The 21,555-nt window shown below is 63.0% G+C and carries 21 protein-coding genes; 12 read left to right on the plus strand and 9 right to left on the minus strand.

Going from position 1 to position 21,555, the window contains the following annotated elements; genetic code table 11:
• The first annotated feature begins 18 nt into the window (after positions 1-18).
• Positions 19-651, plus strand: a complete 633-nt coding sequence (locus ACODSK_RS00960; protein ID WP_489013147.1) for a zinc metalloprotease — start codon at positions 19-21, stop codon at positions 649-651.
• On the opposite strand, the gene ACODSK_RS00965 is transcribed toward ACODSK_RS00960, so the two are convergent.
• Positions 632-1,561 (minus strand): LysR substrate-binding domain-containing protein, encoded by a 930-nt coding sequence (locus ACODSK_RS00965; RefSeq protein ID WP_489013149.1) that lies wholly within the window; start codon positions 1,559-1,561, stop codon positions 632-634. The genes ACODSK_RS00960 and ACODSK_RS00965 overlap by 20 nt on opposite strands.
• Before the next feature lie 182 nt (positions 1,562-1,743).
• On the opposite strand from ACODSK_RS00965, the gene aspA reads away from it, so the two are divergent.
• The 5 genes from aspA to ACODSK_RS00990 all read left to right on the plus strand — a co-directional run bounded on the left by aspA (position 1,744) and on the right by ACODSK_RS00990 (position 7,717).
• A complete protein-coding gene (gene aspA, locus ACODSK_RS00970; protein ID WP_489013151.1) occupies positions 1,744-3,168 on the plus strand; it encodes an aspartate ammonia-lyase in 1,425 nt (474 codons plus the stop codon).
• A gap of 179 nt (positions 3,169-3,347) precedes the next feature.
• Positions 3,348-4,331 (plus strand): asparaginase, encoded by a 984-nt coding sequence (locus ACODSK_RS00975; RefSeq protein WP_489013152.1) that lies wholly within the window; start codon positions 3,348-3,350, stop codon positions 4,329-4,331.
• A gap of 52 nt (positions 4,332-4,383) precedes the next feature.
• Positions 4,384-5,361 carry an AraC family transcriptional regulator gene (locus ACODSK_RS00980; protein WP_489013154.1) on the plus strand — a complete coding sequence of 326 codons (978 nt, stop codon included), beginning with the start codon at positions 4,384-4,386 and terminating at the stop codon, positions 5,359-5,361.
• Positions 5,362-5,570: 209 nt separating this feature from the next.
• Entirely contained in the window at positions 5,571-6,617 is a 1,047-nt protein-coding gene (locus ACODSK_RS00985) for a histone deacetylase family protein (protein WP_489013156.1), read from the plus strand.
• Positions 6,614-7,717, plus strand: a complete 1,104-nt coding sequence (locus ACODSK_RS00990) for a polyamine ABC transporter substrate-binding protein (RefSeq protein WP_489013157.1) — start codon at positions 6,614-6,616, stop codon at positions 7,715-7,717. Before ACODSK_RS00985 ends, ACODSK_RS00990 begins: the two co-directional genes overlap by 4 nt.
• Positions 7,718-7,828: 111 nt before the next feature.
• Here the strand turns inward: ACODSK_RS00990 and pdxR are convergent, their stop codons facing one another.
• Complete coding sequence (gene pdxR, locus ACODSK_RS00995) at positions 7,829-9,358, minus strand: MocR-like pyridoxine biosynthesis transcription factor PdxR (protein WP_489013159.1); 1,530 nt, start codon at positions 9,356-9,358, stop codon at positions 7,829-7,831.
• 93 nt (positions 9,359-9,451) lie between these two features.
• Here pdxR and ACODSK_RS01000 point away from each other — a divergent pair, with 93 nt between their 5' ends.
• The 3 genes from ACODSK_RS01000 to ACODSK_RS01010 are packed head-to-tail and all read left to right on the plus strand — an operon-like array spanning position 9,452 to position 11,227.
• Entirely contained in the window at positions 9,452-10,081 is a 630-nt protein-coding gene (locus tag ACODSK_RS01000) for an FMN-binding negative transcriptional regulator (protein WP_489013161.1), read from the plus strand.
• A 13-nt stretch (positions 10,082-10,094) separates the two neighbouring features.
• Entirely contained in the window at positions 10,095-10,544 is a 450-nt protein-coding gene (locus ACODSK_RS01005) for a GNAT family N-acetyltransferase (RefSeq protein ID WP_489013163.1), read from the plus strand.
• Between the two features lie 14 nt (positions 10,545-10,558).
• Entirely contained in the window at positions 10,559-11,227 is a 669-nt protein-coding gene (locus ACODSK_RS01010) for a GNAT family N-acetyltransferase (protein ID WP_489013164.1), read from the plus strand.
• Positions 11,228-11,365: 138 nt separating this feature from the next.
• Here the strand turns inward: ACODSK_RS01010 and ACODSK_RS01015 are convergent, their stop codons facing one another.
• A complete protein-coding gene (locus ACODSK_RS01015) occupies positions 11,366-12,265 on the minus strand; it encodes a homocysteine S-methyltransferase family protein (protein ID WP_489013166.1) in 900 nt (299 codons plus the stop codon).
• 106 nt (positions 12,266-12,371) lie between these two features.
• Between ACODSK_RS01015 and ACODSK_RS01020 the strand changes: the two genes are divergently transcribed.
• Together ACODSK_RS01020 and ACODSK_RS01025 are read left to right on the plus strand one after the other, a co-directional pair.
• A complete protein-coding gene (locus ACODSK_RS01020) occupies positions 12,372-13,193 on the plus strand; it encodes an ABC transporter substrate-binding protein (RefSeq protein ID WP_489013168.1) in 822 nt (273 codons plus the stop codon).
• Positions 13,190-14,011: an amino acid ABC transporter permease gene (locus tag ACODSK_RS01025; RefSeq protein ID WP_489013169.1), complete on the plus strand. Its 822-nt coding sequence runs from the start codon at positions 13,190-13,192 to the stop codon at positions 14,009-14,011. The genes ACODSK_RS01020 and ACODSK_RS01025 overlap by 4 nt, the downstream gene beginning before the upstream one ends.
• A 106-nt stretch (positions 14,012-14,117) precedes the next feature.
• Here ACODSK_RS01025 and ACODSK_RS01030 read toward each other — a convergent pair whose 3' ends face one another.
• From ACODSK_RS01030 to ACODSK_RS01045, 4 genes are all read right to left on the minus strand, one after another.
• Positions 14,118-14,396 carry a helix-turn-helix domain-containing protein gene (locus ACODSK_RS01030; RefSeq protein WP_489013171.1) on the minus strand — a complete coding sequence of 93 codons (279 nt, stop codon included), beginning with the start codon at positions 14,394-14,396 and terminating at the stop codon, positions 14,118-14,120.
• Positions 14,393-15,718, minus strand: a complete 1,326-nt coding sequence (locus tag ACODSK_RS01035) for a type II toxin-antitoxin system HipA family toxin (protein ID WP_489013173.1) — start codon at positions 15,716-15,718, stop codon at positions 14,393-14,395. Before ACODSK_RS01035 ends, ACODSK_RS01030 begins: the two co-directional genes overlap by 4 nt.
• 191 nt (positions 15,719-15,909) lie before the next feature.
• On the minus strand, positions 15,910-17,718 hold the full coding sequence (gene oadA, locus ACODSK_RS01040; RefSeq protein WP_075805799.1) for a sodium-extruding oxaloacetate decarboxylase subunit alpha: 1,809 nt from the start codon (positions 17,716-17,718) through the stop codon (positions 15,910-15,912).
• A gap of 10 nt (positions 17,719-17,728) precedes the next feature.
• Complete coding sequence (locus ACODSK_RS01045; protein WP_009402468.1) at positions 17,729-19,144, minus strand: acetyl-CoA carboxylase biotin carboxylase subunit; 1,416 nt, start codon at positions 19,142-19,144, stop codon at positions 17,729-17,731.
• Between the two features lie 204 nt (positions 19,145-19,348).
• Here ACODSK_RS01045 and ACODSK_RS01050 point away from each other — a divergent pair, with 204 nt between their 5' ends.
• Positions 19,349-20,296 (plus strand): LysR family transcriptional regulator, encoded by a 948-nt coding sequence (locus tag ACODSK_RS01050; protein ID WP_489013174.1) that lies wholly within the window; start codon positions 19,349-19,351, stop codon positions 20,294-20,296.
• Here the strand turns inward: ACODSK_RS01050 and ACODSK_RS01055 are convergent.
• Both ACODSK_RS01055 and hexR read right to left on the minus strand, forming a co-directional pair.
• Positions 20,238-20,456, minus strand: coding sequence for a PA3496 family putative envelope integrity protein (locus ACODSK_RS01055; protein ID WP_489013175.1), 219 nt, complete (start codon positions 20,454-20,456; stop codon positions 20,238-20,240). The genes ACODSK_RS01050 and ACODSK_RS01055 overlap by 59 nt on opposite strands.
• Before the next feature lie 214 nt (positions 20,457-20,670).
• Positions 20,671-21,537, minus strand: coding sequence for a transcriptional regulator HexR (hexR, locus tag ACODSK_RS01060; protein ID WP_489013177.1), 867 nt, complete (start codon positions 21,535-21,537; stop codon positions 20,671-20,673).
• Positions 21,538-21,555 lie beyond the last annotated feature (18 nt).

Consider the following 21,555-nt stretch of genomic DNA (forward strand, 5'->3'; position numbering starts at 1 on the left):
AACGTCAAGGAAGACCTTATGCGCAAACGACTCCGCACCACCCTGCCCCTGGCCATTGCCGCGCTCTACCACGCCGCCTTCGTCAATGCCGCCAGCGGCCTGACCGTCTGGATATTCCCCCACGACGAACTGGCCGACATCTCCAACGAACAACTGCAACTGGACTACTTCGATTTCTGGCTGATAGAGATGCGCGAGATCATCGATCTGCCCGTGCATATCCGCTTTCAGCGCAACATCCCGGGGCTCACCGACCTCGATTATCGCCGCGACGATCCCTCCAAGACCCTGGCCGCCTGGTCCGACGCCGCCTGGACCTGGCGCCGGCAACAGAACGCACCCGGCGGCATCATCGACAACAAGTACCTGCTGCTGACCCGCCAGCAACTGGACACCTCCGGCGAGACCCTGGGCCTGGCCCACCAGACCGGGCATGCGGCGATCGCGTCGATCTACTCCTACGCCACCCCCGGCCACGAACTGGGCCACACCCTGAGCGCGACCCACGAAGCGTCCGAAGTCAATTTCAATGGCTGGTTCTGCGAAACCTACATGTTCCCGACCCGCCTGAACGTGCGCTCGAACTGCTATCGCTACTCCGAGGAAAACCGCGCCAACATCGCCCGCTACCTCAGGCGAGCGGGGAACTGAGCGGTGCCGGCTCCTGCATGCCCGACTCCAGCTTGCGCCAGAGCAGGCGCACATTGGCCTTGCGCACCAAGGCACACCGATAGAGGCGGATCTCCAGTGGCACATGCCACTGGGGGCCGCCGCAGATCACCAACTCGCCCCGCTCCAGCTCGGCCCGCGCCGAAAGCCGCGGCACCCAGGCGATCCCCAGGCCTTCCAGGGCCATGCTCTTCAGGCTATCGGCCATGGCGGTCTCGTACACCGTGGTAAAGCGCAGATTGCGCTGACGCAGCAGCAGGTTCACCGAACGCCCAAGGAACGCACCGGCACTGTAGGCCAGCAGCGGCACGCTGCCCTCGCCTTCCAGGTCGAACAACGGCTTGCCATCGGGACCTGCGGCACACACCGGGAGCATTTCGGTGTGGCCCATATGCAAGGAAGGGAAGATCTCCGCATCCATCTGCAACGCGGCATCCGGATCGTAGAAGGCCAGCATCAGGTCGCAGCCGCCTTCGCGCAGGGCATGCACGGCATCGCCGACGTTGGTCGCCACCAGCCGCGTGGCGATATTCAGGCCGTCGTTGCGCAACTGGGCGATCCAGCGCGGGAAGAATCCCAAGGCCAGGGAGTGCGCTGCGGCAACCTGGATGACTTCTCCCTGCCCGCCCTCAAGATGATGCAAATGGCGGAGAACTTCGCTCAATTGGTCGACAACGGTACGGGCCGTAACCAGAAACAATTGCCCGGCAGCGGTGAGTTCGATAGGGGTCCGCGAGCGGTTGACCAGGGTCAGCCCCAGTGCCGCCTCAAGGCTGCGAATGCGCCGGCTGAAGGCCGGCTGGGTGACGAAACGGCGCTCGGCGGCCTGGGAAAAGCTGCGGGTCGCGGCCAGCGCACTGAAGTCTTCCAGCCACTTGCTTTCAAGGTTCATGAAAATCTCTCCGAAAGCATGCACCAAAATGGAACACGCTCGATCAATGCAAAACGTCACATGGGGCGTTATGCCGTTTGTGCATAGGTTAGCGTGCAACAGCATTGGCCGCCAAAGGGCTTGCGCCCCTAGGATTGGCGCCATTCCGGCATGTGCCGGGTTAATTCGAGATGATACTCATCATGTCCGCTGCTGCATCGTTCCGCGTCGAAAAAGACCTGCTTGGTACCCTGGAAGTCCCTGCTGATGCCTACTACGGCATCCAGACCCTGCGCGCTGCCAACAACTTCCACCTCTCCGGTGTTCCGCTGTCGCACTACCCGAAGCTGGTCGTGGCCCTGGCCATGGTCAAGCAGGCCGCTGCCGACGCCAACCGTGAGCTGGGTCACCTGAGCGATGCCAAACATGCCGCCATCAGCGAGGCCTGCGCCCGCCTGATCCGTGGCGACTACCACGAGCAGTTCGTGGTGGACATGATCCAGGGCGGTGCTGGTACTTCTACCAACATGAACGCCAACGAAGTCATCGCCAACATCGCGCTGGAGGCCATGGGCCACCAGAAGGGCGAGTACAAATACCTGCACCCGAACAACGACGTGAACATGGCGCAGTCGACCAACGACGCCTACCCGACCGCGATCCGCCTGGGTCTGCTGCTGGGTCACGACGCGCTGCTGGCCAGCCTCGACAGCCTGATCCAGGCCTTCGCGGCCAAGGGTGAAGAATTCAACCACGTACTGAAGATGGGCCGTACCCAGCTGCAGGACGCGGTACCGATGACCCTGGGCCAGGAATTCCGCGCCTTCGCCACCACCCTGACCGAAGACCTGAACCGCCTGCGCACCCTGGCTCCGGAAGTACTGACCGAAGTGAACCTGGGCGGTACCGCCATCGGTACCGGCATCAACGCCGACCCGGGCTACCAGGCCCTGGCCGTTCAGCGCCTGGCCACCATCAGCGGCCAGCCGCTGGTACCGGCTGCCGACCTGATCGAAGCTACCTCGGACATGGGCGCCTTCGTCCTGTTCTCCGGCATGCTCAAGCGTACCGCGGTCAAGCTGTCGAAGATCTGCAACGACCTGCGCCTGCTGTCCAGCGGCCCGCGCACCGGCATCAACGAGATCAACCTGCCGGCACGCCAGCCAGGCAGCTCGATCATGCCAGGCAAGGTCAACCCGGTAATTCCGGAAGCCGTCAACCAGGTGGCCTTCGCCATCATGGGCAACGACCTGGCCCTGACCGTCGCCGCCGAAGGTGGCCAGCTGCAGCTGAACGTCATGGAACCGCTGATCGCCTACAAGATCTTCGACTCCATCCGCCTGCTGCAACGCGCCATGGACATGCTGCGCGAGCACTGCATCGTCGGCATCACCGCCAACGAACAGCGCTGCCGTGAACTGGTCGAACACTCGATCGGCCTGGTCACCGCCCTGAACCCGTACATCGGCTACGAAAACGCCACCCGTATCGCCCGCGTTGCCCTGGAAACCGGCCGCGGCGTACTGGAACTGGTGCGTGAAGAACAGCTGCTGGACGAAGCGATGCTCAACGACATCCTGCGTCCGGAAAACATGATTGCTCCGCGTCTGGTTCCGCTGAAGGCGTAACCCCACGCAACACCCGTCTCACCAGGTCGAGGGACTAGACACCTCTCACCTTTGAGGGCCCAGGGCTTACACCCCGGGCCCTTTTTTTATGCGCGCCATTCGGCGCCAGGCCTGACAGACCGCCAGCGGATGTCGTAGTGTGCCCGGCTACGAACAAGATCGACCATGGAGAATGGCGCATGAATCCGGCGTCCCCCCGCCCCGCCCGCAGCATCATGGTGCTGTACACCGGTGGCACCATCGGCATGCAGGCCAGTGCCGACGGCCTGACCCCCGCTTCCGGCTTCGAGCAGCGCATGCGCGCGGAGTTATCCACACGCACCGACCTGGCGCCGTGGCGCTTCCGTGAAATGACCCCGCTGATCGACAGCGCCAACATGACCCCGGCGTACTGGCTGAGCCTGCGCGCGGCAATCATCGAAGCCGTGGACGCCGGCTGCGATGCGGTGCTGGTGCTGCATGGCACCGATACCCTGGCCTACAGTGCGGCGGCCATGAGCTTCCAGCTGCTCGGATTGGACGCACCGGTACTGTTCACCGGCTCGATGCTGCCGGCGGGCGCGGAACACAGCGACGCCTGGGAAAACCTGAGCGGCGCCCTGCAAGCGCTGACCGTCGGCCAGCCGGCCGGGGTACAGCTGTACTTCCATGGCGAATTGCTGCCGCCCCGGCGCACTGCCAAGGTGCGCAGTTCTGGCCGCAATCCCTTCATCGCCCTGACGCGCAATGCCCTGCCGGAAAACACCTCTCCCCTGCCCGCCGCGCTGGACTATCGGCAACCGCAGCAGCCTGTGGATATCGCCGTGCTGCCGCTGGTCCCGGGCATTTCCGCGGACTTCCTGCGCGCAGTTGTCCGCAGCGGCACCCGGGGCCTGATCCTCGAATGCTTCGGCAGTGGCACCGGCCCGAGCGACAATCCGGACTTTATCCACAGCCTCAAACAGGCCCGCTCCCTCGACCTGGTGGTGGTGGCGATCACCCAATGCCATGAGGGCGGCGTCGAGTTCGATATCTACGAGGCCGGCAGCCGCTTGCGCCGAGCGGGCGTGGTGTCCGGTGGCGGCATGACCCGCGAAGCAGCCTTGGGCAAATTGCAGTGGCTGCTCGGCAGCGGCCTGGCGGTCGATGAGGTACGCCGCCTGGTTGGACTGGAACTGGCCTGAAGGCATGCAATTTGCTCGTTTTCCGCACCGTCCTTCAGCCCGGTAACCGAGCATGCTGCATTCGCACCTGACCACGCTGCACGCGGTGTCCCTGGTCCTGCAGACCTTCCGCGACGAGGCCCTGCTCCAGGGCAGCGGCATCAGCGCGGCCGACCTTGACCGCGCCGATTCGCGCATCACCACCCGCCAGGAGATGCTGGTCTGCGCCAACGCCGTGGCCCGACGCCGGGATATCGGCCTGGAACTGGGACGGCGCATGCACGTGTCGTCCTACGGCATGCTCGGCTATGCCCTGCTCTCCAGTGCCACTTTGGGTGACGCCCTGCACCTGGCGCTGCGCTACCCCGCGCTGCTGGGAACACTTTTCCGCCTGCGCCTGATCGAGGATGGCCAGCGCATCTGGTTCAGCGCCAGCGACTATCGCGAAGAACCGGCACTGGCGGCGTTCAATGCCGAATTCTGCCTGGTCTCGCTCAAGGTGATCTGCGACGACCTTCTAGGGCGGCCATTGCCGCTGCTCGGCGCACGTTTCGCCCATGGCGAGCCGGATTACCGTCAGCAATACACGGAAACCTTCACCTGCCCGCTGCAGTTCGAGGCCGAGGACAACGCCTTCGCCTTTGACCGCGCCTGGCTGGAGCAGCCATTGCCGCTGGCGGACCAGGTGACCCACGGGACCATGGCCGAACGTTGTCGGCAACTGAACCTGGAGTTCACCGGGCGTCAGGCGTGGCTGGGGCGGATTCGCCAGCTACTCGCCGATCAACTCGCAGCACCGCCCGGGCTGGAGGGGCTGGCGCGGCAGATGAACTGCTCGTCGCGCACCCTGCGTCGGCACCTGGGCGAAATGGGCAGCAGCTACCAGCAACTGCTGGACGAGCTACGCTTCGAGCGGGCCAAGCAGTTGCTCGGTGAAGGGCAGATGCCGATCTACCGGATCGCCGAAGTGCTGGGGTTCAGTGAAACCGCAAGTTTCAGGCATGCGTTCATGCGCTGGAGTGGGGTCGCCCCGAGCCATTTCAGAGTCTGAACGGGCCTCATCGCTGGCAAGCCAGCTCCCACAAGGGCCACGGTGCACGCAATCCCTGTGGGAGCTGGCTTGTCGGACCGCCGCACCGCAGCGATTGAGGACACCACCCTTGGCCATATCGATCCCCTTTTGGCCATTTGTGCCGTTCAGCCAGATCGCAATGCCCCGCAACATCCGGGAAAAAACGCCAGTGCTCCGGAGAACAACAAATGCTGACGATCTATTCCGATGACCACCGCCTGCATCACGGCCGCTGCGAGCTGATCGACGGGCAGCTCAAGCCCTGCTTCGAGATGCCGTCCCGCGCCGACCACGTCCTCGATCGGGTCAAGGCCCGCAATATCGGCCCCATCAGCGGCCCCACCGACTTCGGCCGCGAGCCGCTGCGCCGGGTCCACAGCGACGACTACTTGAATTTCTTCGAAGGCGCCTGGGCGCGCTGGGCCGAACTGGAGCGCGACGGCGACCTGCTGCCGTTCACCTGGCCGGCCCGCACCCTGCGCCAGGTCAAACCTACCAGCCTGCTGGGCGAGCTGGGTTACTACAGCTTCGATGCCGGCGCGCCGATCACCGCCGGCACCTGGCAGGCCGCCTATAGCGCGGCGCAGGTCGCCCTGACCGGCCAGGCCGCGATCCAGGCCGGCGCCCATAGCGCCTTCGCCCTGTGCCGCCCGCCGGGACACCACGCCGCCAGCGACGTGATGGGCGGCTACTGCTACCTGAACAACGCCGCCATCGCCGCCCAGGCCTTCCTCGACCAGGGCCACCAGCGCGTGGCCATCCTCGATGTCGACTACCACCACGGCAACGGCACCCAGGAAATCTTCTACACCCGCAGCGACGTGCTGTTCGCTTCGATCCACGGCGACCCGCAGGCGGAGTTCCCGTTCTTCCTCGGCTATGCCGACGAGCACGGCGAAGGCGATGGCGAGGGCTACAACGTCAATTACCCGTTGCCCGCCGGCAGCGACTGGGCCACCTGGAACGCCGCCCTGGAACAGGCCTGCGCGCGGATCGACGCCTACGCCCCGGACGTAGTGATCGTGTCCCTCGGCGTGGACACCTTCAAGGACGATCCGATCTCCCAGTTCAAGCTCGACAGCCCCGACTACCTGGCCATGGGCGAGCGCATCGCACGCCTGGGCAAGCCGACCCTGTTCGTGATGGAAGGCGGCTACGCGGTGGAAGAAATCGGCATCAACGCCGTCAACGTTCTCGAAGGTTTCGAACGCGTCCAACAGGAAGCCCAAGCATGACAACACTCAAGCGCCTGCTCGCCCCCCTGCTGTGTACCACCCTGCTTGCCGGCAGCCTCCAGGCCGTCGCCGAGCAGCGTACCCTGCGGGTCTACAACTGGTTCGACTACATCACCCCGCAAACCCTCACCGATTTCCAGAAGGACGGCCAGGTCAAGCTGGTCTACGACATCTTCGACACCAACGAGGCGCTTGAGGCCAAGCTGCTCACCGGCAACTCCGGCTATGACGTGGTGGTGCCATCCAACGTGTTCCTCGCCAAGCAGATCGAGGCCGGGGTGTTCCAGCCGCTGGACCGCAGCAAGCTGCCGAACTGGCAGCACCTCGACCCGGCGCTGATGAAACTGATCGAAGCCAACGACCCGGGCAACAAGTTCGCCGTGCCGTACATGTACGGCACCGTGCTGATCGGCTTCAACCCGGCCAAGGTCAAGGCGGCGCTGGGCGACAACGCGCCGGTGGACAGTTGGGACCTGATCTTCAAGGAAGAGAACATCGCCAAGCTCAAGCAGTGCGGCGTGGCGCTGCTCGATTCGCCGTCGGAGATCATGCCGCTGGCCCTGCAGTACCTCGGCCTGCCGCCGAACAGCAGCAAGCCGGCGGACTACAAGAAAGCCGAAGAGCTGATGCTGAAGATCCGTCCGCACATCACCTACTTCCACTCCTCCAAGTACATGGCCGACATCGCCAACGGCGATATCTGCGTGGCGGTGGGCTATTCCGGCAGCTTCTCGCAGGCGGCCAACCGTGCGCTCGAAGCGAAGAACGGCGTGGTGGTGGACATGCGCCTGCCCAAGGAGGGCGCGCCGATCTGGTTCGACATGCTGGCGATTCCGAAAGGCGCGGCGAACCCGGAGGACGCCCATGCCTTCATCAACTACCTTCTGCAGCCCAAGGTGATTGCGCCGATCAGCGACTTCGTCGGCTACCCCAACCCGAACAAGGACGCCACCGACCTGGTCGCCCCGGCGATCCGCAACAACCCCAACCTGTACCCGACGGCGGAGGCGATGACCAAGCTGTATACCTTGCAGCCTCTGGGCCGGGATGCGGAAAGGGCGCGGACCCGGGCCTGGACCAAGATCAAGGAGGGGACCTGAATCTTCGTTGTTGCTGATGGCCTCATCGCGGGTAAACCCGCTCCCACAGGTTCCGCAATCTCTGTGGGAGCTGGCTTGCCAGCGATAGGGCCCTAAAGAACAGCAGAGAATTCAACCCTTCCAGGCCTTCTTCAACTTGCCGAGAGCCTCGGTAATCCCCGCCTCCCCCACCGCCGCAAACCCCAGCACCAGCCCCGCCTTCTTATCCACAGCCGCGGGCGTATCCGGCAACCAGTAATCCCCCAAGCCGTTCAGCTCTACCCCCACTTCCAGAGCCTTCTCCACCAGCCAGCGCTCCCGCGCAAAGTTATCCACATCCACTTTGACATGCAGCCCGGCGACCATCTCCGGCAAGCTGCCGACCCCGGGAATATCCACAGGCCAGCCCGCCATCAACGCATTGCGCCGGCTCAGTGCCGCGCGGCGCATACGGCGGATATGCCGCTGGAAATGCCCCTGGGCCATGAATTGCGCCATTACCGTCTGGGTGCCTACTTCCGAGTGCCGCACCATCAGCGCCCGCCCGCGGGAGAACGGTTCCACCAGCTGCCGGGGCAAGACCAGGTAACCCAGGCGCAATGCCGGGAATGCCACTTTGCTGAAGGTACCGACGTACAACACCCGGCCGTTGCGATCCAGCGCGGCCAAAGGCGCCAGGGGCGCGCCGCTGTAGCGGTACTCGCTGTCGTAGTCGTCTTCGACGATCCAGCCATCATTGCGTTCGGCCCAGGCCAGCAGCTCCAGGCGCCGGGCCAGGCTCATCACCACGCCGGTAGGGTACTGGTGCGACGGCGTGACATAGGCCATGCGGCAATCCGGCAAAGCCGCCAGCGCCGCACAATCCAGTCCGTCGTTATCCACCGCCACGCCATGCACCGTCGCCCCGGTCACACCAAAGGCACAACCGGCCGCGCGATACCCGGGGTTTTCCACAGCCACGCCCACCCCAGGCTCCAGCAGCAACTGTGCACAAAGGCTGATGGCCTGCTGTGCGCCGGTGGTGATCACAATTTGCTCAGGCGTGCAGGAAAGCCCCCGCGAACGTCGCAAATAGGCGGCAATCAGTTCCCGCAGCAGCGGTTCGCCAGCCGGATCGCCATAACCGAGCATCGCCGCCTGCGGATTTCGCCAGAAACCCGCCTGCAGCTTGGCCCAGACCTCGAACGGGAACAGATCGAAGGCCGGTACACCGACGCGAAATGCCCGGGGTGGACCGGTTCTTGGCGTAGGCAAATGGTGGTTTTCCAGACGAAAAAGCGGACCGGTGTGGATAACTTTACTGGATGAATTGCCAGTATTTTCTGACGAAAATGTGGATAAGCCTGTTGATAAACCCCCGGATAACCCTGTGGATACTTTTGTGGATAGTTTCGGCAGCTGGCTGACATAGGTCCCGTCGCCCACCCGGCTTTCGATGAAGCCCTCGGCGTAGAGCTGGTCGTAGGCGCGCACCACACTGTTGCGCGACAACCCGAGGATCGCCGCCATGTCGCGGCTGGCCGGCAGGCGCGTGCCGCTACCGAGGCGGCCATCCAGCACCCGCGTCCGCAGGGCCTGGTAAAGCTGGCGGGTCAGGCCCTGGCGGCGGTCGAGGACGATACCGGAGGGATCGAAAGGCAGGGAAACGGAAGGCTCGACCATGGCGATTGGACCCAGAAAATTGGCCTGAAATGGCTCTTACACTGAGCCAATAGCCTGCCTAGGATGAGGCCATTCGCCAAGGAAAAATTCTCCATGTACACACCCAGCGCCTTCAAGGTCGACGACCTGCCGTTTCTCCACGAGCACATCGCCAATACCCGACTGGCCGTATTGATCAGCCAGGGTGAGCAGGGCTTGCAGGCGACCCACGTCCCCCTGCTGCTCGATCCGCACGCCGGCGCCAAGGGCACGCTGTACGGCCATATGGCACGGGGCAACAAGCAATGGCGCGAGCTGGAGAGCGGCGCCGAAGTACTGCTGGTGTTCCCAGGCGCCGACGCCTATGTCAGCCCCGGCTTCTACCCGAGCAAGGCCGACGACCCGCGCACCGTGCCGACCTGGAACTACGTTGCCGTGCATGCCTGGGGCGTGCCGAAAGTTATCCACAGCGCCGGGCCGCTGCTGGACATCGTCCGCCGCCTGAGCGACCGCCATGAGCAGGGTCGCGAGCGTCCCTGGTCGGTGGATGACGCTCCGGCGGACTACCTGGACGGCATGCTCAAGGCCATCGTCGGCTTCGAGATTCCCATCGAGCGCCTGCAATGCAACCGCAAGCTGAGCCAGAACCGCTCGGCCATCGACCACGAAGGCGTGCGCAGCGGCCTGGCCGCCAGTGCCGACCCGCTGGACAACCACCTCGCTGCGCTGATGCAGCAACCCTGAAGGAACGCTTCACATGTCCAACGTTCAGATCCTCCCGGTTACCGCCGCCAGCCACGATGCCTGGTACCCGCTGTGGCAGGCCTACCTGCGCTTCTACCAAACCTCGCTGGCCGACGCGGTCAGCGAGGTGACCTGGCAGCGTTTCCTCGATCCGGCCGAGCCAACCAATGCCGCCCTGGCCTGGGTCGATGGCGAGGCGGTGGGCATGGTCCATTGGATCTACCATCGTTCCAACTGGTCTGTGGAAAACTCCTGCTACCTGCAGGACCTCTACGTCGACGGCCAGCAGCGCGGACTGGGCATTGGCCGCAAGCTGATCGAACATGTCTACGCCGTGGCGGCCGAGGCCGGCTGCGTCAAGGTCCACTGGCTGACCCACGAAACCAACGCCACCGCGATTTCCCTGTACGAGCAGGTCGCCGAGCGTCCAGGCTTCATCCAGTTCCGCAAACAGATTCCTTGAGCCGAGGTGCATCGATGAGCAGCAATCTGAACTGGCATCCTGCCAGGGAACCCCAGGCCGAGCCGTTGACCGGCCGCTTCATTCGCCTGGAAAAACTCGATCCGCGCCAGCATGGCGACGATCTCTGGGAAGTCCTGCAAGGTCGCGACGCCGACGCCGCGCTGTGGGATTACCTGCCTTACGGCCCGTTCACCGAACGTGCGCCCTTCGATCAATGGCTGGAAGGCAATGCCGCCAGCCGTGATCCACTGTTCTACAGCGTGATCGACTTGGCCAGCGGGCAGGTCCAGGGGATTCTCAGCCTGATGTCCATCGTCCCGGCCCAGGGCCGCATCGAGGTCGGACATATCGCCTTCGGCGCGGCCATGCAGCGCACGCCCAAGGGCACCGAGGCGGTGTATCTGCTGGGCAAGCTGTCGTTCGAGCTGGGCAACCGCCGCCTGGAGTGGAAGTGCAACAACGCCAACGCGCGCTCCAAGCGGGCCGCGGAGCGGTTCGGCTTCAGCTACGAGGGGGTGTTCCGCAAGCATATGGTGGTCAAGGACCAGAACCGCGATACCGCCTGGTACTCGATTACCGATGATGAGTGGCCGGCGATTGCGGCTGGCTTCGAGCGTTGGTTGAGCGAGGAGAACCAGCGGCCCGAGGGTCAGCTCAGGACGCTGGAGGAGTGCCGCGTCTAGTATTTAGGACCAACAAGGTCCACAAGAGCGGCGCGGCCCCTGTGGGAGCTGGCTTGCCAGCGATGAGGTCGGTGAGTTCACTACCGCTATCGCTGCGGTTCGGCGCCCCGACAAGCCAGCTCCCACAATGAGGAAGACTTACTTCAGTTGCTTGGCCAGAAGCTCGATATGCTCCGGCCCGATACCACAGCAACCACCCAGCAGACTGGCGCCGCGTTGGCGCCAGTTCTGCGTCCAGTGCAGGTAACCCGGCGGATCCAGGTCTTCGCGCAGTTCGTCCAGGCCATCGTTGGCAGTGGCGTCCTTCGGCTGCGGCGGGAAGGCGTTGGCATAGGCGCCGACAGAGATATCCACAGCCAGGCGCTGGAAGGTCGCCAAGGCTGCATCGATGGCGTCGCCAATCACTTCCGGCTGGCTGCAATTGAACAGCAAGGTCTGCACGCCCAGCGCCGCAACGGCTTCGGCCGCTTCGCTGACCGGTTCGCCGGAACGCAGGCGCGGCACGTTATCCACATCCTCGTCCTGCAAGGTGAACGACACCCAGAACGGCTTGCCGTCCTGCGGCAGACCGGCGCGAATCGCCCGGACTTCAGCGATGGCACTCTGGGTTTCCGCCAGCCACAGATCGACATGCTCGGAAAGACCTTCCACCAGCGGGGTCAGCACTTCGGCAACGCGCTCGGGCTGATAGAGGTCCGGGCGATAGGAGCCGAACAGCGGCGGCAGCGACCCGGCGACCCGGACCTGCTGCGGGCCGGCATCCGCTGCGGCACGGGCCAGTTGCCCGGCGGTGCTGGCCAGGGCGCGGCCTTCGGCCTTGAAACGCTCTTCACCAATATGGAAAGGCACCACCGCATAGCTGTTGCTGGTGATCACCTGCGCACCCGCCTCGATATACGCGCGATGCACTGCCACCACCGCCTCCGGCGCCTCGCTCAACGCGAGCGCCGACCACTCCGGCTGACGGAATGGCGCACCACGGCGCGCCAGCTCCCGTCCCATGCCGCCATCGAGAATGACCAACGACTTTTCGCCCATATAACACTCGCTTCTATAAATATAAATAAAACGTATTAGTGCCTTATTACTTATAACTATTTAATACCTGTCACGTTTTGTCTTACAACTTTTTCCGGTGATTCCCATGCAACTTTCCTCCCTGTTGGGCGCGGGCCTGCTGGCCCTGACCGCCGCTACCCAAGCCTTCGCCGGCGCCACCCTGGACCGTGTGGAATCGCGCAAGGAACTGGTCAACGTGTTGATGGAAAGTTATCCACCGTTCTCCTTCCTCAACGAGCAGAACCAACTGGATGGTTTCGACGTCGACGTAGCCAAGGCCGTGGCCGACAAGCTGGGCGTCAAGTTGCGCCTGGAAACGCCGTCCTGGGACGTGATCGCCGCCGGCCGCTGGAGCGGTCGCTACGACATCTGCATCTGCTCGATGACCCCGAGCAAGGCCCGCGCCGAGGTCTTCGACTTCCCGGTGGAGTACTACGCTTCGCCAGCGGTCATCGTGGTCAACGCCAAGGATGATCGCATCCACTCGGCCAAGGACCTGAACGGCCTCAAGGTCGGCCTGACCAGCGCCTCCAGCTACGAGAGCTACCTGAACAAGAACCTGGTGATCGAGGGCGCCGAGGACCAGAAGATCGACTACCCGTTCGAGGCCGTGCAGATCGCCCCGTACGACACCGACAACGTCGCCTTCCAGGACCTCGGCCTGGGCGCCGGCAAGCGCCTGGATGCCATCCTCACCAACCTGGTTACCGCCCAGCCGCGCCTCGATCAGGACCAGCGCTTCAAGCTGGCCGGCGCGCCGCTGTACGAAGAGCCGAACTCGGTGGCCATCGAAAAAGGCGACGCCGAATGGGATGCCAAGGTCCGCGAGGTCTTCGCCCAGCTCAAGGCCGACGGCACCCTGGCGAAGCTGTCGAACAAATGGATCGGCGCCGACATCAGTAAATGAGTGCTCACGAACCCTCGCCAAAGCCCGCCGCCACCGGCGCGGGCCTGCCGCTACCGGGCTTCCGGACGCGGCTCTACCTGACCTGGCTGGTGCTGCTGGCGATCTTCGTCGGCTTCTTCCTGAGTTTTGATCTGAAGTTTTCGATCATCGTCGAGAAGTTTCCCAACCTGGCCGGCTTCAAACTGGGCCCCAATGGCTTCCTCCAGGGCGCGGCGCTGACCCTGTTCCTCTGCCTGTGCTCGATGGTCTGCTCGGTGGCGCTGGGCTTTGCCGCAGCGCTGGCGCGCCTGTCGAAGAGCGCGGTGCTGCTGGGTGTGGCCAGCTTCTACACCTCGTTCTTCCGCGGTACGCCGCTGCTGATCCAGATCCTGTTGATCTACCTTGGCCTGCCGCAGATCGGCCTGGTGCCGGGGGCAATCAGCGCCGGGATCATCGCCCTGTCGCTGAACTACGGCGCCTACCTCAGCGAAATCTTTCGCGCCGGCATCCTCGGCGTCGCCCCAGGCCAGCGCCAGGCGGCCCTGGCGCTGGGCATGAAGCCGGCGACCATCTTCTGGCACATCACCCTGCCCCAGGCCATGCGCACCATCATCCCGCCGGGCGCCAACCAGTTCATATCGATGCTCAAGGACTCGTCGCTGATTTCGGTGATGGGGGTGTGGGAAGTGATGTTCCTCGCCCAGTCGTATGGGCGTTCGAGCTATCGCTACCTGGAAATGCTGACTACGGCGGCGCTGATCTACTGGCTGCTGTCGGTGGCGCTGGAGTTGGTGCAGGCGCGGTTGGAAGGGTATTTCGGCAAGGGCTTCGAGCGGTAACCGCGCCGCCTGCATCGCTGCGGTGCGGCGGTCCGACAAGCCAGCTCCCACAGGGACTGCATGCACCGTACCTGTGGGAGCTGGCTTGCCAGCGAAGATCTCAAGATCACCTCAATCTGTCAGGCCGCCGCAAAACGCCCATCTGCAACCCGAACGGCCGGAACACCGCATTCAACGAATTGAGCGTCGGATTACCCTCGCCCTGCTCAATCTGGATCAGGGTGCGAACGGAAATCTTGCACATCCGCGCAAACTGGGTCTGTTGCAGCTTCGCCACTTCAACCCGTAACTTGCGCACCGCGGCCCCCAGTTCCATCGAACCATCGGCGATTCCCTGCAAGACACCTTCGATCAGCAAGGCACGGATCTCGATCGAAAGCGTCATAGCAATCCCCAGTCCTTCATACGTTGTTCAAGGTTCTTCAAAGCGATGGCCGGGTGGTTCATGACCGCATCCGGCAAGCCTGAATCCGCCAACAGGTCCGGCAGCGCCAGCAGACCGCGAGCATCCTGGCGCAAACGCTCAAATGCCTGCTGCGGGTCCATCAACGGCTCCAGCAGGTTACAAGCCGCTCGCCAGTCGACCTCTCCCCCACGCTCCACGGGTGAAGCCCATTTGGTCGTACGGGTGATGCCCTCCGCGTCCATGACCATAGGTGCCAGGTCATAGATCGGCGCCAGCCGCAGTTGCTCGTCACTGCGAATGATCGCGGTGTTGCGGCCATGGTTGTCGGAGTTGCCGAGGATCTTGTTGATCAGGTCACGTCGCAGGTATTCCGCCACCAGGTCTGGCACCTGATCCTTCTGCCCGGCATTTATCCACAGCCCGGCGAGTGCCTGGATAACCTCCAGGTGATCCATGCGGCTGCCCGGTTCAGTCACGCCAGCCAGTGAATACACCGATTCCACTGCCAGTCGCTCGACACCCGCAGCACCGATTCGTCGGTCGAAGCGCTTCATCCACAGGCTCGGTTTATCGCCCTCTTTCAGCGCCAGCTCAGCACTGGCAACCGTGTCGATGCCGAGGATTTCCAGCGCTTTGTAGTACAGATACTCGGCCCGCAGGATCGTCTGGTCGTTACCCAGTGCCTGATTGCGAGCGAACTTCACGAACCAGTGGCGGGTAGCCCGGTCATCCGTCAAGACTGCGTCGGGATAGAGTTGCCCGTCTCCCGCTTCGGTCAACAGCAGCTTGGGCGCTTCACCGCCAGCCCCAGTCGCACCGCCGATGGCTGCGCCTTGCTCGTAGGCGTATTCAAGGAAGCGTTGATCGCGGCTGACGACATCCTCGAAGCTGAATCCCATGGGGGCCGAGGTGTCCAGGGTGTCCATCGACTCCTTGATCCGCAGATTGCCGATCGGCGCCGGTGTGCTGCGGGCAAGCAGGAAGATATCGTCGGCTACCCCCTCCGGTTTTTCCCGTCCCATGTACTTGAGCAGGAAACGCTTGGCAGCTCCGGAGGGGGCGATGTCATATAGAAAGGCCGGCGCCTTGCTCGACCGTTGGGGATCGAAATCGACCGGTAGCCTGACGCTGACAGCCTTTTCGAACGTGCTTTCGTAAGCATCCAGATTGCCCCCCACGTAAGCCGAGATATAGCCGAACTGGCAAGCGCCTAGAAAGCCATTTTCAGGCTCGGCAAAGTTCAAGGTCATGGCGTCCTGCCATTTGCCTTGGGCGTAGAGCTGGAGGGTCAACGGATACATGGCGGCCTCTATCAGCTGTAAACAGACTGATCTGCAATATAGTGCAACTTAGCCAGACAAGCACATGAGAAATCTGCATTAAAGTGCAGAAAATCAAGGGAATCAGCAGAAAAACTGCACTTTAATGCAGATAAAAAAAGGGGAGCAATCCGCTCCCCAATGAGGTTAACCGTTTACAGTCGAGGGCTTTTTCAGCCCTCGATCTCGATCAGGATCTCGCCCGGGTTGACCCGGTCGCCCTTGGCGATGTGGATGGCGGCAACCTTGCCGGCGATCGGCGATTGCACTTCGGTTTCCATCTTCATCGCTTCGGTGATGAGCACCGCCTGACCGGCCTTGACCACGTCGCCTTCCTTGACCAGCACATCGACGATGTTGCCCGGCATGGAGGTGCTGATATGGCCCGGCTCGCTGGCCTGCTTGCGCTTGCTGCCGCCACCGCCGACGAATTCGTTGAGCGGCTCGAACACCACTTCTTCCGGCATGCCGTCGATGGACAGGTAGAAGTGACGCTTGCCTTCAGCCTTGACGCCGACACCAGTGATGTCGACGCGGTAGGTTTCGCCGTGGACGTCGATGACGAACTCGGTCGGTACGCCTTCGCCACCGGCCGAGGCCACTGCACCGGCTTCCGGGATCGGCAGCAGCACTTCAGGGGTCAGGGTGCCGGCTTCGCGTTCTTCGAGGAACTTGCGCCCGATGTCCGGGAACATGGCGAAGGTCAGTACGTCTTCTTCCGACTTGGCCAGGCTGCCGATATCGGCGCGCAGCTTGGTCATTTCCGGCTTGAGCAGGTCGGCCGGGCGTACGTCGATCACCTCTTCGCTGCCGATGGCCTGACGCCGCAGTTGTTCGTTGACCACGCCTGGCGCCTTGCCGTACCCACCTTGCAGGTACAGCTTCACTTCGTTGGTGATGGTCTTGTAGCGCTCGCCGGCGAGCACGTTGAAGAAGGCCTGGGTGCCGACGATCTGCGAGGTCGGGGTAACCAGCGGCGGGAAGCCGAGGTCTTCGCGGACCCGCGGGATTTCCGCCAGCACTTCGTTCATGCGGTTCAGCGCACCCTGCTCCTTGAGCTGGTTGGCCAGGTTGGAAATCATGCCGCCCGGGACCTGGTTGACCTGAACGCGGGTATCGACCGAGGTGAATTCGCTTTCGAACTGGTGGTACTTCTTGCGCACGGCGTAGAAGTACAGGCCGATTTCCTGCAGCAGTTCCAGGTCCAGGCCGGTGTCGAACTCGCTGCCCTTGAGGGCGGCGACCATCGATTCGGTACCCGGGTGGCTGGTGCCCCAGGCGAAGCTGGAGATAGCGGTGTCGATGTGGTCGGCACCGTTCTCGACGGCTTTCAGCTGGCACATGGCGGCCAGGCCGGCAGTGTCGTGGGAGTGGATGAACACTGGCAGCGATTGCTCGGCTTTCAGCGCCTTGACCAGCTCGCCGGTGGCGAACGGGGTCAGCAGTCCGGCCATGTCCTTGATCGCCACCGAGTCGCAACCCATGGCTTCCATCTGCTTGGCCTGGGCAACGAAGGCGTCGATGGTGTGCACCGGGCTGGTGGTGTAGGCGATGGTGCCCTGGGCGTGCTTGCCGGCGGCCTTCACCGCTTCGATGGCAACGCGCAGGTTACGCACGTCGTTCATGGCGTCGAAGATGCGGAATACGTCGATGCCGTTGACCGCCGCCTTGGCGACGAAGGCCTTGACCACGTCATCGCTGTAGTGGCGGTAGCCCAGCAGGTTCTGACCGCGCAGGAGCATTTGCAGGCGGGTGTTGGGCAGCGCGGCGCGCAGTTTGCGCAGGCGCTCCCACGGGTCTTCCTTGAGGAAGCGCACGCAGGCGTCGAAGGTGGCGCCGCCCCAGACTTCCAGCGACCAGTAGCCGACTTTGTCGAGCTTGTCGCAGATCGGCAGCATGTCTTCGGTGCGCATGCGGGTGGCCAGCAGGGACTGGTGGGCGTCGCGCAGGATCGTGTCGGTTACGAAAATTTTCTTGGACATTATGGGTTCCTCACAGGCCTGCATGCGCGGCAATGGCGGCGGCGATGGCCAGCGCCAGCTCTTCGGGTTTGCGCTTGATCGAGTAGTTGGTCAGTTCCGGATGGCTTTCCACGAAGCTGGTGTTGAACTGGCCACTGCGGAATTCCGGATTGCGCAGGATTTCCTGGTAGTACGCGGCGGTGGTCTTCACCCCTTGCACGCGCATGTCGTCCAGGGCGCGCAGGCCGCGGTCCATGGCTTCTTCCCAGGTCAGCGCCCAGACCACCAGTTTCAGACACATGGAGTCGTAGAACGGTGGAATGGTGTAGCCGGTGTAGATCGCCGTGTCGGTACGCACGCCGGGGCCGCCGGGAGCGTAGTAACGGGTGATCTTGCCGAAGCTGGGCAGGAAGTTGTTCTTCGGGTCTTCGGCGTTGATGCGGAACTGCAGGGCGAAACCGCGGTGCTGGATATCTTCCTGCTTGACCGACAGCGGCAGGCCAGAGGCGATGCGGATCTGCTCGCGAACGATGTCGATACCGGTGATTTCCTCGGTGATGGTGTGTTCCACCTGCACCCGGGTGTTCATTTCCATGAAGTACACCTCGCCCTCGGCGAGCAGGAACTCCACGGTACCGGCGTTTTCATAACCGACCGCCTTGGCCGCACGCACCGCCAGGTCGCCGATGTAGGCGCGCTGTTCCGGGGTGAGCTGCGGGCTCGGGGCGATCTCGATCAGCTTCTGGTTGCGGCGCTGGATCGAGCAGTCGCGCTCGAACAGGTGCACCACGTTGCCAAAGCTGTCGCCAATGATCTGGGCTTCGATGTGCTTCGGATTGACGATGCACTTTTCCAGGAAGACTTCCGCCGAACCGAAGGCCTTGGTGGCCTCGGAAATCACCCGCGGGAACGCTTGTTCCAGTTCTTCGCGGCTGTTGCAGCGACGGATACCCCGGCCGCCACCGCCGGAGGTGGCCTTGAGCATTACCGGGTAACCGATGCGGTCGCCCTCGTTCAGGGCCTCGTGGATATCGGCGACGTTGCCTTCGGTACCGGGGGTAACCGGAACGCCGGCCTTGATCATGCTGCGGCGGGCTTCGGTCTTGTCGCCCATGCGGCGAATGACTTCAGCGGCCGGGCCGATGAACTTGATCCCACGTTCAGCGCAGATATCCGCCAGTTCGGCGTTTTCCGAGAGGAAACCATAACCGGGGTGCAGGGCGTCGCAACCGGTTTCCACGGCAAGATTCACCAGCTTGCGCGGGTTCAGGTAGCCGGCCAGGGGCTCGGCACCGATGCTGTGGGCCTCGTCGGCGCGCTTGACGTGCAGGGCGTGACGGTCGGCGTCGGAATAGATCGCCACGGAGCGAATGCCCATCTCGGCGCAGGCCCGCACGATCCGAACTGCGATTTCACCCCTGTTGGCGATCAGGATTTTTTTTATCACTGGAGTCTTCCCAAAGCCGCTGGACAAACGACCCGGAAATGCGGGTCGGCGCGTGACCAGAATCAACTGGCCAGTCGTGTAATCACCCTAGCGCCGTGTGTGAATAAACAAAAATCAATAATTATTAGGGGCTCCATTAGCAATTGCTTATAGTGCCGTAACAAGGTTTTTCACAGGGCTGGGGATAACGTGCGTAAGTCATTGATGCGTATGACATTGCGTCAATTGCAGATCTTCAATGAAGTGTGTGATTTGCGGTCTTACAGTCGGGCAGCGGAGGAGATGGCGCTGACGCAACCCGCCGTTAGTCTACAGATCCGCCAGCTGGAAGAACTGGTCGGCCAGCCACTTTTTGAATACGTCGGCAAAAAGCTCTACCTCACCGAGGCTGCAGAAGCCTTGCAACGGGCCAGCCGGGACATCTTCGGTCGCCTTGAAAGCCTCGACATGCAGCTCTCGGACATGCAGGGCTCGCTACAGGGCCAGTTGAAGCTGGCGGTGGAGTCCAGCGCCAAGTACTTCGTGCCGCATCTGTTCGCGGCGTTCAAGAAGCTTCACCCGGAGGTCAACCTGACCCTGACGGTGGTCAACCGTGCCCAGGCGATCCGCCGTCTCTCGGACAACCGCGACGATCTGATCATCATGTCCATGGTCCCGCAGGACATGGGCCTGGAGTTCTTGCCGTTCCTCAACAATCCGATCGTCGCCGTCGCTCCGCCGGATCATCCGCTGTGCCGCCTGGAACGTCTGCGCCTGCAGGACCTGGAGCCACACACGCTGCTGGTCCGCGAGCAGGGCTCGGGCACGCGCAAGGCCTGCGAGGAATACTTCAAGGAGAAGCGCGTGCACTTCACCCAGACGCTGGAAGTGGCGTCGGCCGATGCTCAGCGCGAGTGCGTGATTGCCGGGCTGGGCATTGCCCTGCTGACCCGTCATGCGCTGAACCTGGAACTGGCCACCGGGGTGTTGCGCGAGTTGCCGGTCGAGGAATTGCCGCTGTATCGCAGCTGGTGCGTGGTGCAGTCCAAGGCCAAGCGGCAATCGCCGGTGGCCTTGGCGTTTCTTGCATTCATTCGCAGCGAACGTGCGCAGATCAGCGGGCTTGTTGAGCGCTTCTCCGGGGTTCTGCCGCCGACACCTGCCATACGTTGAAGCTCTGCAGATCGCCGAAATCGGTGATCTCCTGGAGCAGGCGGCGCTGTTCGGAATAGCTTTCGATCGCGCGGCGGTATTCCATGCGGCGCTGGTCCTTTTCCTGCTGCTTGCGGGATTTGGCGCTGGGTTGGTACGTACCTTCGTAGTCACGAGCCATTGCATGTCTCCCTGATCGATTGCGGGAGCTTCAGACTGAATCGCGAAGTTGACGGTTTGACTGCGGCAGGGTGACAGGGGTGTTAAGGGTGATGAAATGCTGATGGCCTCATCGCCGGCAATGCCGGCTCCCACAGATTTCGCGGCGCCCGCTGGACCTTGTGGGAGCTGGCATTGCCAGCGATGAGGCCATCAGGAACAACACTGGATGACGATCAGTCTTCCATGTTCTTCAAGGACTTCGGAGAGAGTCGCAGACTGCGCAAACTGCGCTTCACACTCTTGAGGTGATTGACCAGGCTCGGACCGCGGGCCATGGCCACGCCCATCGCCAGCACGTCGATCACTACCAGGTGGGCGATACGCGAGGTCAGTGGGGTGTAGATCTCGGTGTCTTCATGCACGTCGATGGCCAGGTTGACCGTCGACAGTTCGGCCAGCGGGGTCTGGCTCGGGCACAGGGTGATCAGGTTGGCGCCGCTTTCCCGGACGATGTTGGCGGTGATCAGCAGGTCCTTGGAACGGCCGGACTGGGAGATGCACACCGCCACGTCGCCAGGCTTGAGGGTGACCGCCGACATCGCCTGCATGTGCGGGTCGGAATAGGCCGCCGCGCTGAGCAGCAGGCGGAAGAACTTGTGCTGGGCATCCGCCGCCACTGCACCAGAGGCACCGAAGCCGTAGAACTCGACGCGCTGGGCCTGGGCCATGGCGGTCACTGCGCGTTGCAGGGCGACGGGATCCAGATGCTCGCGCACTTCCATCAGGGTATGCAGGGTGGTGTCGAAGATCTTCAGGCTGTAGTCGGCGACCGAGTCGTCTTCATGGATCGCGAACTGGCCGAAACTGGCACCGGCGGCCAGGCTCTGCGCCAGTTTGAGTTTCAGGTCCTGGAAGCCCGAGCAACCGATGGCCCGGCAGAAACGCACGATGGTCGGCTCGCTGATGCCGACGCTGTGGGCCAGGTCGGCCATGGAGCTATGCATGACCGCCGCGGGGTCAAGCAATACGTGGTCGGCGACCTTGAGTTCCGACTTGCGTAGCAGATGCCGCGACTGGGCGATGTGTTGCAACAGATTCAATGGCAGGACTCGGTTATG

The sequence above is a fragment of the Pseudomonas sp. FG98 genome, assembly GCF_057808595.1.